Raw genomic sequence first — 14,655 nt, 5'->3', positions numbered from 1 at the left:
CATTTCTTGGGGACTCATTGTCGCCCTATTTGAACTTGGAATTTTTTCAGTAAATGGTTCTCGATTCCCATAGGTGTTTTCCATCTTAATGATGTAAACTAATTTTGCGGTTTCGCCCAACTCTTTTGTTAAGGCTACTTTTAAAAGCTTTACATAATGCTCTTCAAGCCACTCGTAAAAAAATTTACTAGGTACTTGAATACTTAAAGCATTTTCTGAAAGCTTGACCGGCTTAATAGGTTCGAACCATGTCTTGAATGCTTGCGGCTGAATGTTATCTTGGATAAACACCAAACAATTGTTCCATACCGAAATTGCAGTTACATTCATGTGATATTGTTCTCTCTTTTCTCTGGTTAGTGATTAAGTTTTGCTGGTCTAAAATTGGTAAGTTCTAGGCTCATTTAGGGTTGACAAATATGTGAACAAATTATCTAAAAAAAAAATCAAAAGGGGGTTGATTATTCGATTTTTTTTTCGCAAGTTAAAGCACTTCATATCGTTACTTCTTAAATATAAAGTATTTACACCTATAATGGCAAATTTTAAAGAAATTTCTTTTCACGTTAGATACGCGGAAACGGACCAGATGAAGTATGTTTACTACGGAAATTACGCACAGTACCTTGAGATGGGGAGAGTTGCTTGGTTACGGGATTTAGGGGTCTCTTATAGAACAATGGAAGAAAATGGTGTAATGCTTCCGGTTGTTTCTATGCATATAGATTTTAAAAAACCAGCCTTATATGATGATCTTTTAACAGTGCAAACTAGCCTCAAAAAAGTGCCATTTGTTAAGATAGAATTCGACTATAAAATCTATAATGAAAAGAAAGAATTATTAGTCACTGCAAACACAGTACTGGCTTTTATTGACATGAAGACAAATAGACCTACTGCATGCCCAAATTATGTGCTTGAAAAAATTAATAATCTAATTCAATTCTGAAAATTTTATTTTGTGATATGGAGCGAAATGTTCCAATACAGTTTTTTCATTTCGCTTTTCAAAGGAAACTTTTATTTCACATCGTATTTCCATTTTTTGTGAAATAATATCCATTTGCAATTTTTTTATTAATCCCATTACAGGATTTATGTCAGAATATTCGAATTCAATTTTGTAATGACTTTGTATTTTTTTTTCAATAATATTCGATTTCTGCAAAGCAAGTTTAGCAGTTTCTCGATAAGCACTTATTAAGCCTCCAACACCAAGTTTGGTTCCGCCAAAAATTCGTGCCACTGCAACGAGAACATTTGTAACTTCAAATGATTGAATTTGACCGTAAATTGGTAGACCTGCAGAATTGTTTGGTTCTCCATCATCATTCGCTCTATACCTTATATCTTTAATTCCTAGTTGCCAAGCATAACAAATATGGTTGGCTGATTGATGCTTATTTTTTAATTCCGCAATTATAGGTTTTACATCATCTTCTATTTGTATAGGAAAAGCATAGCCGTAAAACTTACTCTTCTTGTCCTTATATAATACTTCAATTGAAGATTTTAATAATGTCTTGTATGAATATGTTTCACTTTCCATTTAAAACAAAGCTACTAGCAAAATACTGATAATTGCTAAAACAATACCGCCCCAATTTTTTATGCTTATTTTTTCTTTGAATAGTATTATCCCTAGTAAGGTACAAACCATAACGATGGCTACATTATTAATTGTAAAAATTGCTGCACTCGTAAATTCGTCATTTTGTAAAGCACGCATTAAAAAATAAATTGAATAATAATTGGGTATTCCTAAAACAATACCACCAATAATATTTTTATAATTTACTTGTAGCGGTTTCTTGAATGATATTATAATTATATATAGCAGCCCTGAAATAGCAGCAAAACCGAAAGCGGTTGCCGAGAATAAAGAAAATTCAGTCTCATTAAGATGAACCTCTTGTACATATTTTATTCCCGTGTCTATCACACCCGCTCCTATAAATATTAGAAAGGGTAAGTACAATGTTGATTTATCAATTTTTACAGATTTCTCTTTATAGGATGTAAAATAAACAGAAACTAAAGCTAGAATAATTCCAATAATTTTAATTGGACTAAGTAGCTCGTTATATGCGAAAATTCCAAAAATAACAGGAATAACTAAAGACATTTTTGTGGCAACTGATGCTACAGAAACACCGATACGCTGGGCTGTGGCCGCCATTAAATTAAATATAACAATAAATAATATTCCAATAATTAGAGTTCCGAAAAACCATTTTTTTTCAGGAATTTCGAGAAGTTTTATGTCCCCGTTGTAAAAAGAAAAGCCACAAAGACTGGCAACAAAATAATTAGCGATGATGGCATAAAAAGTTTCAACCCTATAGGTGTTGTACAATTTAAATATCACAAATATTAAACTAGCAAAAAAAACGCTTAACGCTAAATCTTGCATATTATAATTTCGATTTTAAATCGATTATATCTTCTTTGCCTACCTGTAAATTCCAACAAGAAATTCCTAATTTTTCTGCCGCGTCTGTATTTTCTTTGGTGTCATCAATAAAGAAAGTTTCTTCAGCTTTTAATCCATTCTCATTTAAAACATACTCGAAAATTTCAGCATTGGGTTTGCGTAGTTGCATTTCATGTGAGAGGTAAAATTTCTCGAAGCAATTTTTAAACTGATTGTATTTTTCTTTACCCCATCTTTGGGCTAAAAATGGAATATGCATCGCATTGGTATTGCTCAATAGAAAAAGGCGATAATTATTTTCATTAGCTAAGTTGCAGATAAATTCGAGTCGGTAGTCAGGAAAATCTAGAAGCATACCGTTCCAAATTTTCTCAATTTCTTCTGTACTGGCTTTAGGGTAAACTTCTTGAAGTGCATCAACAAATCCTTGAGGCGATATGGCACCAACTTCAAATTCATTATTTATTTGGTGCAGTTTTGGCATTAATTCCATTGTGCCGCCAAACTTTTCAGCTTCACGAAAAATAATTTGTTTGTCTAGATTTATAAAAATATCGCCAAAGTCAAAGATGATGTTCTTAATCATTGTAATAAGTAGTTAAGGTATCGTTTAATACTTTTTGTTCGGTTTTATAGCTGCCAGAGATTTCAGGAGCTTTTAAACCATTTTTAAATTTACTAGTTCCTGTAAAAACGCGAGCCTCATCCCATAAATTACTTTTAATAAAATGCAGAAGAGTATATGAACCTCCTTCAATAATAATACTTGAAATATTTTTTTGATGAAGTACTTTGCTTATTTCCTGTGCTAAGTTTTTAAAATTGCTTTTTATGTACTCTAAATTTTCTTCTGATTTATTTAGTTCAGAATTAATAATTATAGTTCTTACACTTTCATCAAAAACAAAATAGTCTTTTGGTATTTTTAATTTTCTATCTATTACAATTCGAATAGGAGAATTGCCTGTCCAGTCTCTTACATTTAATTTAGGGTTGTCGGATAAAACAGTATTTGTTCCAACTAATATAGCATGTTCCTCTGATCGCCATTGATGAACTAATTGGCGTGATTTTTTATTTGTAATCCAAAATGGTTCTGGAGTATTCGCGCGTAATTCATTGGCCGGCGCAATAAATCCGTCGGCCGTTTCAGCCCATTTTAAGATTATATAGGGCCGCTTTTTTTCGTGAAAAGTTAAAAATCGTTTATGATGTTTCCGACACTCCTGTTCCAAAATACCAACTTCAACATTGCAACCTGCATCCCGTAATCTTTTAATTCCTTTACCAGCGACTTTTTCGTGGGGATCTAAGCAACCTATAACTACATTTTTAATTTTGCTTTTTATTATTAAATCAGCACAAGGGGGAGTTTTTCCATAATGTGAACATGGTTCAAGACTAACATAGATGGTAGCATCTTTTAATAATAATTTATTTCGAACTGAACTTATTGCATTTACTTCGGCATGGTTACCACCGTACGGACTAGTAAAACCTTCTCCTATTATTTTGTCGTCATGAACAATTACACTTCCTACCATAGGATTGGGGTAGGTTCTACCCAAACCCTTTTTACCCAATTCTATGCAGCGCAACATGTATTTTGTATGTATATTCACTTCGCAAAAATAGAATATTAATGCTTGTCATTTTTATTTGAATTAACAAGATTGATTTAAACATAGATTCTAGGAATTGCGAAGATAAAATTATACAACGTATGTTGCTTAGAGAGATAAAAAATATATTTCATTTGGAGCTAGATACCATTTACGGTAAGGATGAAGTGGCTAGTTTTTTTTATATACTCATTGAGCATTATCTCAATTTAGAACGTTTTGTTTTAGCATTTCAGCCTGATTTAAATATACGTAAAGAAGATGAAAAACCACTTTTTGAGGGGTTGGCAAAATTAAAATCTAATCAACCAATTCAATACATTATAGGTAATACTATTTTTATGGATTTGGATTTTATTGTTAATGAAAACGTATTAATACCTAGGCCCGAAACCGAAGAATTGGTGCGATGGATAATAAAAATTATTAAAGAAAAGTCGGAAACAAATAGTAAAAATGACAAACTAAAAATACTTGACATTGGTACTGGTAGTGGATGTATTGCAATTGCCTTGGCTAAAAATCTATCGAATGCCAATTTATATGCTTTAGATGTTTCGCTGGAAGCATTGTCAGTAGCTAAAAAGAATGCCTTGCAAAATGAAGTTGAAATAACATTCATAAATGCAGACATTTTACAGAATGTAAATCTTGAAGAACATTTCGATATTATTGTTTCTAACCCGCCCTATGTTAGAGAATTAGAGAAGACAGAAATGACAAACAATGTTTTGGAATTTGAACCCAGTTTAGCGTTGTTTGTTACTGATGAAAATCCTTTAATTTTTTATAATAGCATCACAGAATTTGCTTCAAAAAAATTAAAAGTAGGAGGGGTATTGTTTTTTGAAATAAACCAATATTTAGCGAAAGAGACACAACAACTTTTAGAAGCGAATAATTTTCAAGATATTGAACTGCGAAAAGATATTTTTGGGAATGACCGTATGTTAATGGCAGTGAAGTAAGCATGATATTTTTGCCAAAATAACTATAACTTAAAACAGATTCTCATCACTACGGGTGGGAATATCAAATTACATGAATATACAAGATCAAATAGCATTACTTCGAAATCAATTACGAGAACACAATTACAATTATTATGTGCTCGACAATCCAACGATTTCAGATTATGATTTTGATATGCAATTGAAGGAGTTAAAAAATCTTGAAGATAAGCATCCGGAATTTTATGATGCTTCATCACCCACATTACGAGTAGGTGGCGAAGTAACTAAAAATTTTAATACTGTTGCACATGAACAGCGTATGTATTCTTTGGATAACTCTTATTCTAAAGAGGATTTAGAAGAATGGGAAAAGCGAGTTCAAAAAATTTTAGGGAACCTTGAAGTTGAATTTACTTGTGAATTAAAGTACGATGGAGCTAGTATTAATTTGACCTATGAAAATGGAAAACTAGTACGAGCGGTAACCAGAGGCGATGGCTTTCAAGGTGATGATGTTACCACCAATATAAAAACAATACGATCCGTACCCTTGCAATTAAAAGGTAATTACCCTGCCAAGTTTGATATTCGTGGGGAAATTGTTTTGCCATTTGAAGGTTTTGCAAAAATGAATCAGGAGCGCATAGAAAATGGTGAAGACCCATATATGAACCCGCGTAATACAGCTTCCGGTAGTTTAAAATTACAGGATAGTGCTCAGGTTGCACAACGACCACTTGATTGTTTACTATACAGTATAGTTGGTGAAAATACTGGAATTGAATCGCAATGGCAGATGCTAGAGAAAGCTCGTGATTGGGGTTTTAAAGTACCTGCAATAGCTAAATTATGTAAATCTACGGATGAAGTCTTAGCCTTTATTGAGCATTGGGATGTTGAGCGACATAACTTACCCTATGAAACGGACGGGGTCGTAATTAAAGTTAATAATATTCAACAACAAGAGGAGTTAGGGTATACTGCTAAAGCTCCTAGGTGGGCAATGGCATACAAGTTTAAAGCAGAACAAGTTTCAACTATTCTTAATGAAATTACTTATCAAGTTGGGCGGACTGGAGCTATTACTCCTGTTGCCAATTTGGAGCCAGTTTTATTGGCAGGTACAACTGTAAAAAGAGCTTCGTTACACAATGCAGACCAGATAGCTAAATTAGATATAAGAGAAGGCGATACCGTTTTTGTCGAGAAAGGTGGGGAGATAATACCAAAAATTGTTGGGGTTGATTTTGCAAAACGCAGTGAAGATTCGCAACCAACAATTTATAGAACAACCTGCCCTGAATGTAATACTGAATTGGAACGCAAAGAAGGTGAGGCACAACATTTTTGCCCGAATGATATGGGCTGTCCTCCACAAATTACAGGTCGAATTCAACATTTCATTTCTAGAAAGGCAATGGATATAGATGGTCTAGGAAGTGAAACTGTAGAATTGTTATTTAAAGAGGGACTCATCACAAATTATGCAGATTTATATACCTTAAGTAAAGAACAACTATTGCCATTAGAACGAATGGCAGAAAAGTCGGCGGTGAATTTAATTGCAGGTGTAGCAGCTTCCAAACAAATTCCATTTGAACGTGTTTTATTTGGTTTGGGAATCCGATATGTTGGTGAAACAGTAGGTAAAAAATTGGCAAAGGCTTATAAGAATATTGATGCCTTAATGGTAGCCAATATTTTAGATTTAACAGCGGTTGATGAAATTGGAGAACGAATTGCACAAAGTGTGGTTGCTTTTTTTAGTAACCCAGAGAGTGTTGAAATTGTGAATCGATTAAAGTCCTACGGATTACAATTTTCACTTTCTGAAGAGCAGTTACAAAATCAGACTGATACACTAAAAGGGAAGTCTTTCGTGGTTTCTGGTGTTTTTGAAAAAGTGAGTCGTAATGAACTAAAAAAATTAATTGAAGATAACGGTGGTAAAGTTTCATCTTCAATTTCTTCTAAAACTTCATATGTGGTTGCTGGTGATAAAATGGGGCCAAGTAAAAGAACAAAAGCTGAGGATTTAGGTATTGCAATTATTACGGAAGATGATTTTTTGACTATGTTGTGATTTCACATTCGAAGAGGGAGTAGCTTGTTTTCCAATTTTGAATATTGAAAATATTTTTACCACGAATTAATAATGATAACCAACACAACCAATAGATTCTGGTTTGCGCTATTAACAGTATTTGCTTTTATTCTGAGGAATAAATCCATGAGAAAATGGTTTTGGGTGCCACTGTTAATTTTGTTAGTTGGATTTCTACTCCCTCAAAACATGATTATTCCAGTAAAAGATGCCACGGTAAAAAGTTGGGATGAAAAATCCTTCTGGGCTTATCCTTGGGGGACCTCAATTACGCATAAAGGCATAGATGTTTTTGCAAAGAAAGGCACCGAAGTTATCGCAGCAACAAACGGAATTGTTATTTATACTTATGAAGGTGGAAAAGGAGGGAAGTCGGTTATGATGTTAGGCCCTAAGTGGCGCTTTCATTATTATGCACATTTAAATGAAATAAAAACTTTTCCATTACAGCCGATTAAAAAAGGAGCTACACTCGGAACAGTAGGTACCACTGGCAATGCTATTGGAAAACCACCACATTTACATTATGCAATTACCACGCCCTTTCCTTATCCAAAATTGTATGATAGCAATGCAGTACAAGGTTGGAAAAAAATGTTCTATTTAAACCCAGATATTTCGTTGCGTCCGAATAAGTAACCATTACTTTTAGTTCCTATTGATATTATGTTTTGTAAAAATTATAGTTTTAAATTAATTAAATTTCATATATTTGGTAAACCAATCTGGTAAACCAATTTATTTTAATATGAAGAGTCATAATTACGTTGTTATTTTAGTGGGTGTTTGCGGTACAGGTAAGAGTGCTATTGGAGAAAAGATTGCTAGGGTTTTGGAAACTCCTTTCTTTGATGCCGATAAACTTTTTGCCGAGAATTTGCCAGCAGGTAAACTTGGACAGGACATGAATAGAAATAAATGGCTGAATTCAATTATAGATTTAATTGGTAAGCAATCTAAATTAAAAGGCTGTGTTGTTTCTTGTTCGGTTTTGAAAAAAGAAGATCGTTTACTGTTGGATAATAATATCAATCATCAATTGGATTGGATTTTTATGAAAGGCTCTTATGAGTTTGTTGCTGAACGCATTGAAAATATTGAAGATCACGACCGACCAGCTTCCTTAATAAAAGCTGATTTTGAGACTTTAGAAACACCTAAACGAGCATTAACCGTAGATATGGCAACTTCTGAGGAAGATATTCTAAACACCATTTTAAAATATATGGTTCGTAAATACGAATAATGCAGAATCGATTTTTGAATTTAACTACTACTAATACTACTTCTGTTTATCCAATAAGTTTGCGAAATTATAGCTTGCCTTTATAATATTCTCATGGCTAGAATCCATTGCTTCTTGAAGATTCGAAATACCTTGAACTATAGAAGTGACATAAGTTAAATTTAATTTTTTCTGCTCTTCCAGAGTTAGATTTACAGAACCACATAGTGCGGCAACTGGAATGTTATTTTTGGCTGCAGATGCTATAACACCTGAAATAGTTTTACCAGCTAGTGTTTGAATATCTATCATGCCTTCTCCAGTTATAATCCAGTCAGCATCTGAAATTTTAGTGTCAAAATCAGCAAGCTCTTTTATAAGATTAATACCAGAGGTAAGTTCTCCTTTTAAAAAAGCAACGGCTCCACCACCTATGCCACCGGCTGCTCCAGATCCTGAAATATTCTGAAGATTTATGGAATACTTGTTCGCTATTACTTTAGCAAAATTTTTAAGACCATGATCAAGTTGTGTTATTTCTTTTTCACACGCGCCTTTTTGCTTGGCATAAACATATGCTGCTCCATTCTTACCATAAAAAGGATTAGAAACATCACAAGCTACCTTTATTTTTACATTCTTTAATAACGGATGTTTTTGTGTGTCATCAATTTGTACGACCCTATTGAGATTAGTTCCTATAGGTTTTATTTCTTTTTCGTCGGCATCTAAAAAATGAAACCCTAAAGCATTTGCCATGCCCATTCCTCCATCGTTTGTTGCACTTCCACCAATACCCAAAATTATTTCTTTGGCCCCGCGGTTTAAGGCATCAACTATTAATTCTCCGGTACCATAGGTAGTAGCCTGTACACAATCGAATTCTGAATGTTTTAATAACTTAAGTCCTGAAGCTTCAGCCATTTCAATGAAAGCAATTTTACGCGTATCCGAATAGAGATACGTAGCCTTAATGGATTTAAAAAATGGGTCGTTTACAGTGGTTGTGATCTTATCTCCTTGAAGGTAAAAACCAACTACATCAATTGTCCCATCGCCTCCATCTGCCAAGGGCATTTTGGTTATACTTGCATTGGGAAAAACTTTAAGAATTCCCGCTTCTACAGCTTCACAAAATTCGAAGCCGCTTAATGATCCCTTAAATTTATCTGGTGCAATTATAAATTTCATTTAACTAAATAAAGTTGGAAGGAAGATACTGAAAATGACTTTTAACGCAAAGGAAGACAAAGAAGAACTTCCTTATAAAATATAAAACATCATCAAAGTTGATGTTATCAAACTTTCACTAATTAACCAAAAAGTTGAACACCTCTGAATTGGATATATTTCCTGCTTCATCTATTGATTTTATCATCCAGAAATATTCTGTTCCCGATACTACGTTCACCTCAAATTTATTTTCGTTTACAAAACCTAAGCTTTCGGTTGCAGTATTTTCGGTCCCTAAAAAAACTTCGTATTGCTTGAGGTCATTGTCAAGATCATCGGTATTCCATTCTAAAAATATTTTGTTTCCTAATGCAGAAATAGTACTACCATTTTCGGGGGCCAAAACATCCGCTGGAAAGGGAACATAGTAAACTGATCCATTGCCAGCATTATAGAATTGCCATAAATCACTTTTGGCGGTTACATCACTACTTTCTGATTTTGATATTACATACCATTGGTATGAGGTACTTCTTTCAATAATTATTTCGACTGAATTGGATGTGCTTTCTGTTTCAAAAATTATATCGGTATCTAAATTTTTGAGGACAACCGTATAGTTGTCAGTGAATTCAGTATCGTTCCATTGAAAGTTTACACGACTTTCAGTATCGTTAATAATCACCCCTTCATTACATTCGGTATTGTCCTCTGGAAAAGTTAAAATTGCAGCGATTGGATTGTTTACTAATTCTTCTGGTTTGGAATTATCTGATTTATTACAAGACCAAATAATTAGCAGGAGTACTATACTTAAATTATATTTTTTAAAAGTTCGCATGTCCATTACTTTATAATGATTTTGACTCTGTCGTTCGATGATACTGTAGATATGATAAGGGTATGAATTCCAGAAGGTATTCCGTCCATATTCAATTTAATAACACCATTTTCGGTTTTCTCAATTTTTTCCAATACCCGTTTTCCGTTAATAGAAAATAAGGTGAGTAGTACTTCTTTATCGCTACTATTAGGTAAATGAATGCTTACTTCGCCATTTTCAACAGGATTCGGATATACTGAAACTTTGTCATAAGTTGAAAGAATTGTTTCGGTATGTTGCCCTTGACACTCAATGTCGGTTGTTACGGAAATTGAATTATTTTCTGATGAAAGAGGGATTGTTATGCTATTATCCGTGGTTGAGTATTTAGTGTCGTTTATGTCGATATTGTATTTGTTTGCACCTTGCATTTTTAATGTTACCAATTTACCGGAAGGATCTATATCAGATTGAACTATAAGCTTTTCAGGTTCGGTAACTTTTACCGTAAAGCATTTTTCATATTCAGTTTCACTTATAACTTTTATGCATATTTCGTAGTTGTCAGCTTCTAGATTTTGAAAACTTGTAAACGTGCTAAATGTCTTATCAATTGTACTGTTCTCGGTTTTTAGTGTGACTGAATAATTGTGATTTTCTGCAGCTGTTATTAGTATTGAACCATTATTGCTCGAAGCACAGGTTTCGCTGGTTACTTGTATTTTAAAATTATCTAAAGGCAATGAAAAAGCACTACAATTATTTATTTCTGATCCTTGATTTATTTCAAAAACTAATTCGGCTTGACAGCCATTGGCGTCCCGCACAATGCCAGAATAAGATCCGGCATCTAAATTCTCAAAACTAGCGCTTGTTTGAAAAGTATTTCCTGAGTCTATAGAAAACTCATATGGAGCAGTGCCGCCGGTAGCCATTAAAGTGGCTTGACCATCATTGCTATTAAAACAAGTCAACCCATTTATTGCAGAAGATGCAGTTAAGATTTCAGGTTCCGAAATTGTAATTAAGGAACTTTGTTCTTGAGTTAGATTAGCATCATTGACCATGACCGAGTACTGACCTGGTGGAAGTTCAGTGAATACGTAATTTGGGCTGCTATTTATAAGAGTGTTGTTTGCGTCAAACAATTCATAAGTATAAGGCTGAATACCTCCACTGGCATTCACTTCGAGCACTCCGTTGCTCTCGCCGTTGCAATTTATATTAGCATAATTTGATACAGACACCTGTATGGGAAGGTCTGAATCTTGAACAATTTCAGTGGTTACTGTATTTGTTACAATTGCAGGATTAAAATCAAAATAGATTTCAGCATTTCCAGAAATAATGTTACCAATTTGAATAGCAGATTTAGGTTTTATTTTAAAGGCTATATAACCATGACTTTCGACCTCGTTAGAATTGCTATCCGGTAAATTGATGTCTTCGAACAAGAAGGTTATATCATTACCATTCTCAACAGTTGTTGTATTGGTATGGCTAGAGGATAAAAAAGTAAAAGAAGACCAATCTAAATTAGAATCTAATTCATGTGTAACGCTCACATTAATTGCTGAGGCAGTACCAGTATTTTGAAACCTTATAATATAGTTGAGATACTTGTCTTTATCTTCTATTGAAATTGAATCTCCTTCGACCACTAAAATGTCGTTTGGATCATACGAACCAACTAAGGTTTGCTCTAATTGAAAAATATTATCCTCTGGTAAATAATCGTTGTTAACTGGATTAATTCTTCCAGTAAATTTAATAATCTCATCAATATTTGCAGTTGGTGGTGCGAGTAGAGTAAAGGCTACATTTATAGTTCTAGATTCAAAAGGTTTTAAATCATTATAATTAAAAGCAACAGTGTTTTGTGTTTGTGATAAAATGGTTTCGCTGGCTTCTAGAAAAGTTAATTTACTATTATCGTATTGAATTGCAACATCGCCTGAAATTGTTTCAGTGCCCTTGTTGTCAAAGTTTATACTGTAACTTGTTGTAAAACCGGGTCTTGCTTCAGTGAGCGGTAGAATTGTAATTTGAACATCTTTAGCTTCGATTAATTTTGATACACAAAAATTAATGGTGTCTTTTGCTACTAAATTCTCAAAGGTGGAATAATAGTCTGGCGGTGAAGTTGTAAAAATATCTTCATCTAAAAAACTAGAAATGGCGTAACTTCCTTCCGAAACAAAAATATTAAATGTGCCTGTGCTATCAGTAACATTAGAAAATACTTTTGAGCCATTAGTAGCTTGTACAAGACGATTTTGAACAGGATAATCAGTTGGGTCGCAACCGTCGCCAATTTCGTCATATAATATTTGTCCAGTTATAAGATTTAGAGCGCCATCGCATCGATTTAATATTTCCACCTCGGTATTACACCCTAGTTTATTGTTAACAATACTTCTTGGACCTGAATTGCTTAAATAATTGCATATGCTTAATGCCTCACAAGTTGATAGGGTAGGATTATTTTCAATTGCTACACTTACTATAGATTGGTTGTCTATATTTTGAATTCCCGATAAACTTTGTAATTTTTCATTTTCTTTTATTATCAAATCACCAGCGATATAATTAAGAGATTCTAGACCCGAAAAGTCTACTATCGAATCATTATTTTGTAAAATTAAATCACCATTTATCTGAGCTAAATTTTCGAGAGCATTGATATTTGTAAGTTCCGTGTTATTTGAAACTTCAAATTCAAAGGCGTTAACAGTTTTGAGTGAAGAAAGGCCATCTAAGGATTTTAAGGCTGTATTATTATTAATATTTGAACTTGAAATAATAGATTCTAAATTATTTAAACCAGTTAAATTTGACAATGAAGTATTGTAACCAATATACATATTTCGGCCGATTTCAGTGATTTTCTCTAAGCCGATTAGATTTAACAACAAAGGATTTTGGCTTACACTTAAATCACCTCCAATTGTTTCCAGATTATTTAATGCCGCAATATTTGTTATACTATTATTTTGCGAAACTTCTAAATGACGTGTTACGGTCTGTAAATTATTAAGTCCGTTTAAATTTTGAAGGTTAGGGTTGATGTTTATTTGAAGGTCTAGTCCGATAAACTCTAAGGATTCCAAACCAACTAAGCTTGCTATTGCAGGATTATCGCGAATTTGTAATTCTTGATTAATTGTGTTTAATGAAGAAAGTCCTGATAGGTTCTGTAGTACTTCATTAGATTTAATTTCAACATTTCCGTTGATTGTCGATAAATTTCCGAGCCCTGAGAAATCAGCTAATTTTTCGTTATTAAATATTGTAAAATCTCCATCAATTAAAACTAAATTTTGACCACCATTAAAATTTTGCATTTCACCATTATGTGCGATTCTAACATTACCTGAAATACTGTTTAATGAATCGAAACCTTGTAAATTAAGAAGGGAAGAATTGGTTTCTATTTGTAAATCTCCACCTATACTTTCCAATGCATTTAAGCCTTCAAAGTTTATTAATGATGAGCAATTTGCAATTGCTAACCTAGTGGTTATTGTAGCTAAATTGTTTAATCCGTTCAAATTGGTCAAGTTATCTCCACTAATAACTAAACCTCCACTAATCATACTAATACCTTCAAGACCCGTTAAGCTGGTTAATGAATTATTGCCTTGTATGGTTAAGGTTAGAAAATTTCCAAGTATTAAGGTGTTTAGATTTGCAAGAGCATCAATAGTTGTCAATGAAACATTATTCTGTATGTTAAAACTATTGTTTACCCTATTTAACCCGTTTAGGCCATTTAAATTTAGTAAAGAAGGGTTTAAACTTATTGAAATTCCACTTCCGACTTGGGTACTACCGACTTCAGTTAATTTAGAAAGTCCAGCTAATGTCTCCAAATTTGAGTTTCGATTAATGTCTAGCTTTCCTGTTATGATTTCAAGATTATCAAGTCCAGATAAATTGGTAATCGAAGTGCCTAAATTAAAACCTCCTATTATAAGATTACCCGTAATCGAAGTTATCTGTGATAAGCCATTTAAATTGTTTATTCCTGCTCCTTGAATTAAAAGGTTTTGGGATAATTCGGTGCAATTTGGGTAGTTTATTGCAAAGGAATCAATGTCTTGTTGATTATTTATTATAAGACCTGAAGTAGGACATTGTCCAAAAAAGTGCGTGCTTGAAAGAATAAAAAGAAGTGAGATTAATAATTTTTTCATTTTTTGGTTGGTAGGGGTGTACAACTGAAAGTATTGTGGTTTTGGTGTTTTTTTAACGGCAAATTGAACAATATATTTTTGTCAAGAGTATCTATCTTTGTAACCGCCAATAATAAAATCTCTTA

General features: G+C 33.2%; 13 protein-coding genes. 5 read left to right on the top strand and 8 right to left on the bottom strand.

Translation table 11 applies throughout. The features are described from left to right. Positions 1-330, bottom strand: a 330-nt coding sequence (locus ABJF52_RS11205; RefSeq protein ID WP_348150055.1) for a DnaA N-terminal domain-containing protein, incomplete at its 3' end; no start/stop codon positions are given. A 205-nt stretch (positions 331-535) separates the two neighbouring features. Between ABJF52_RS11205 and ABJF52_RS11200 the strand changes: the two genes are divergently transcribed. Beyond that, positions 536-949: a thioesterase family protein gene (locus ABJF52_RS11200; protein WP_348150053.1), complete on the top strand. Its 414-nt coding sequence runs from the start codon at positions 536-538 to the stop codon at positions 947-949. Here the strand turns inward: ABJF52_RS11200 and ABJF52_RS11195 are convergent. From ABJF52_RS11195 to ribD, 4 genes are read right to left on the bottom strand one after another with little or no spacing between them, the layout of a single operon-like run. After that, entirely contained in the window at positions 935-1,549 is a 615-nt protein-coding gene (locus ABJF52_RS11195) for a YigZ family protein (protein WP_348150051.1), read from the bottom strand. The genes ABJF52_RS11200 and ABJF52_RS11195 overlap by 15 nt on opposite strands. After that, entirely contained in the window at positions 1,550-2,413 is an 864-nt protein-coding gene (locus ABJF52_RS11190) for a GRP family sugar transporter (RefSeq protein ID WP_348150049.1), read from the bottom strand. It abuts the gene before it with no gap. Position 2,414: 1 nt separating this feature from the next. Beyond that, entirely contained in the window at positions 2,415-3,020 is a 606-nt protein-coding gene (locus ABJF52_RS11185) for an HAD family phosphatase (protein ID WP_348150047.1), read from the bottom strand. Further along, a complete protein-coding gene (ribD, locus tag ABJF52_RS11180) occupies positions 3,013-4,035 on the bottom strand; it encodes a bifunctional diaminohydroxyphosphoribosylaminopyrimidine deaminase/5-amino-6-(5-phosphoribosylamino)uracil reductase RibD (RefSeq protein ID WP_348150046.1) in 1,023 nt (340 codons plus the stop codon). Before ribD ends, ABJF52_RS11185 begins: the two co-directional genes overlap by 8 nt. Before the next feature lie 122 nt (positions 4,036-4,157). On the opposite strand from ribD, the gene prmC reads away from it, so the two are divergent. The 4 genes from prmC (at position 4,158) to ABJF52_RS11160 (ending at position 8,359) form a co-directional block, all read left to right on the top strand. Continuing rightward, entirely contained in the window at positions 4,158-5,024 is an 867-nt protein-coding gene (gene prmC, locus ABJF52_RS11175) for a peptide chain release factor N(5)-glutamine methyltransferase (RefSeq protein WP_348150044.1), read from the top strand. A 73-nt stretch (positions 5,025-5,097) separates the two neighbouring features. Next, positions 5,098-7,092, top strand: coding sequence for an NAD-dependent DNA ligase LigA (ligA, locus tag ABJF52_RS11170; RefSeq protein WP_348150042.1), 1,995 nt, complete (start codon positions 5,098-5,100; stop codon positions 7,090-7,092). Between the two features lie 147 nt (positions 7,093-7,239). Next, positions 7,240-7,752, top strand: coding sequence for a M23 family metallopeptidase (locus tag ABJF52_RS11165; RefSeq protein WP_348150040.1), 513 nt, complete (start codon positions 7,240-7,242; stop codon positions 7,750-7,752). Positions 7,753-7,861: 109 nt separating this feature from the next. Then, a complete protein-coding gene (locus tag ABJF52_RS11160; RefSeq protein ID WP_348150038.1) occupies positions 7,862-8,359 on the top strand; it encodes a shikimate kinase in 498 nt (165 codons plus the stop codon). Between the two features lie 36 nt (positions 8,360-8,395). Here ABJF52_RS11160 and ABJF52_RS11155 read toward each other — a convergent pair whose 3' ends face one another. From ABJF52_RS11155 to ABJF52_RS11145, 3 genes are all read right to left on the bottom strand, one after another. Then, positions 8,396-9,529 carry a glycerate kinase gene (locus ABJF52_RS11155; RefSeq protein ID WP_348150036.1) on the bottom strand — a complete coding sequence of 378 codons (1,134 nt, stop codon included), beginning with the start codon at positions 9,527-9,529 and terminating at the stop codon, positions 8,396-8,398. 118 nt (positions 9,530-9,647) lie between these two features. After that, entirely contained in the window at positions 9,648-10,352 is a 705-nt protein-coding gene (locus tag ABJF52_RS11150) for a hypothetical protein (protein WP_348150034.1), read from the bottom strand. Between the two features lie 5 nt (positions 10,353-10,357). After that, a complete protein-coding gene (locus ABJF52_RS11145; RefSeq protein ID WP_348150032.1) occupies positions 10,358-14,530 on the bottom strand; it encodes a T9SS type A sorting domain-containing protein in 4,173 nt (1,390 codons plus the stop codon). Between the last annotated feature and the right edge of the window lie 125 nt (positions 14,531-14,655).

Source organism: Aurantibacter sp. (assembly GCF_039941195.1).
Lineage (GTDB): Bacteria > Bacteroidota > Bacteroidia > Flavobacteriales > Flavobacteriaceae > Aurantibacter_A.
The sequence above is the reverse complement of the archived record's forward strand: the minus strand, read 5'-3'. Positions and strand labels throughout refer to the sequence as shown.

What these genes read in the sequence shown, in the direction of transcription:
- ABJF52_RS11185 (WP_348150047.1), bottom strand. Translation starts at nt 3,020, where the DNA reads ATGATTAAGAACATCATCTTTGACTTTGGCGATATTTTTATAAATCTA.
- ABJF52_RS11165 (WP_348150040.1), top strand. Translation starts at nt 7,240, where the DNA reads ATGAGAAAATGGTTTTGGGTGCCACTGTTAATTTTGTTAGTTGGATTT.
- ABJF52_RS11155 (WP_348150036.1), bottom strand. Translation starts at nt 9,529, where the DNA reads ATGAAATTTATAATTGCACCAGATAAATTTAAGGGATCATTAAGCGGC.
- ABJF52_RS11150 (WP_348150034.1), bottom strand. Translation starts at nt 10,352, where the DNA reads ATGCGAACTTTTAAAAAATATAATTTAAGTATAGTACTCCTGCTAATT.
- ribD (WP_348150046.1), bottom strand. Translation starts at nt 4,035, where the DNA reads ATGTTGCGCTGCATAGAATTGGGTAAAAAGGGTTTGGGTAGAACCTAC.
- ABJF52_RS11190 (WP_348150049.1), bottom strand. Translation starts at nt 2,413, where the DNA reads ATGCAAGATTTAGCGTTAAGCGTTTTTTTTGCTAGTTTAATATTTGTG.
- ABJF52_RS11195 (WP_348150051.1), bottom strand. Translation starts at nt 1,549, where the DNA reads ATGGAAAGTGAAACATATTCATACAAGACATTATTAAAATCTTCAATT.
- prmC (WP_348150044.1), top strand. Translation starts at nt 4,158, where the DNA reads ATGTTGCTTAGAGAGATAAAAAATATATTTCATTTGGAGCTAGATACC.
- ABJF52_RS11200 (WP_348150053.1), top strand. Translation starts at nt 536, where the DNA reads ATGGCAAATTTTAAAGAAATTTCTTTTCACGTTAGATACGCGGAAACG.
- ligA (WP_348150042.1), top strand. Translation starts at nt 5,098, where the DNA reads ATGAATATACAAGATCAAATAGCATTACTTCGAAATCAATTACGAGAA.
- ABJF52_RS11145 (WP_348150032.1), bottom strand. Translation starts at nt 14,530, where the DNA reads ATGAAAAAATTATTAATCTCACTTCTTTTTATTCTTTCAAGCACGCAC.
- ABJF52_RS11160 (WP_348150038.1), top strand. Translation starts at nt 7,862, where the DNA reads ATGAAGAGTCATAATTACGTTGTTATTTTAGTGGGTGTTTGCGGTACA.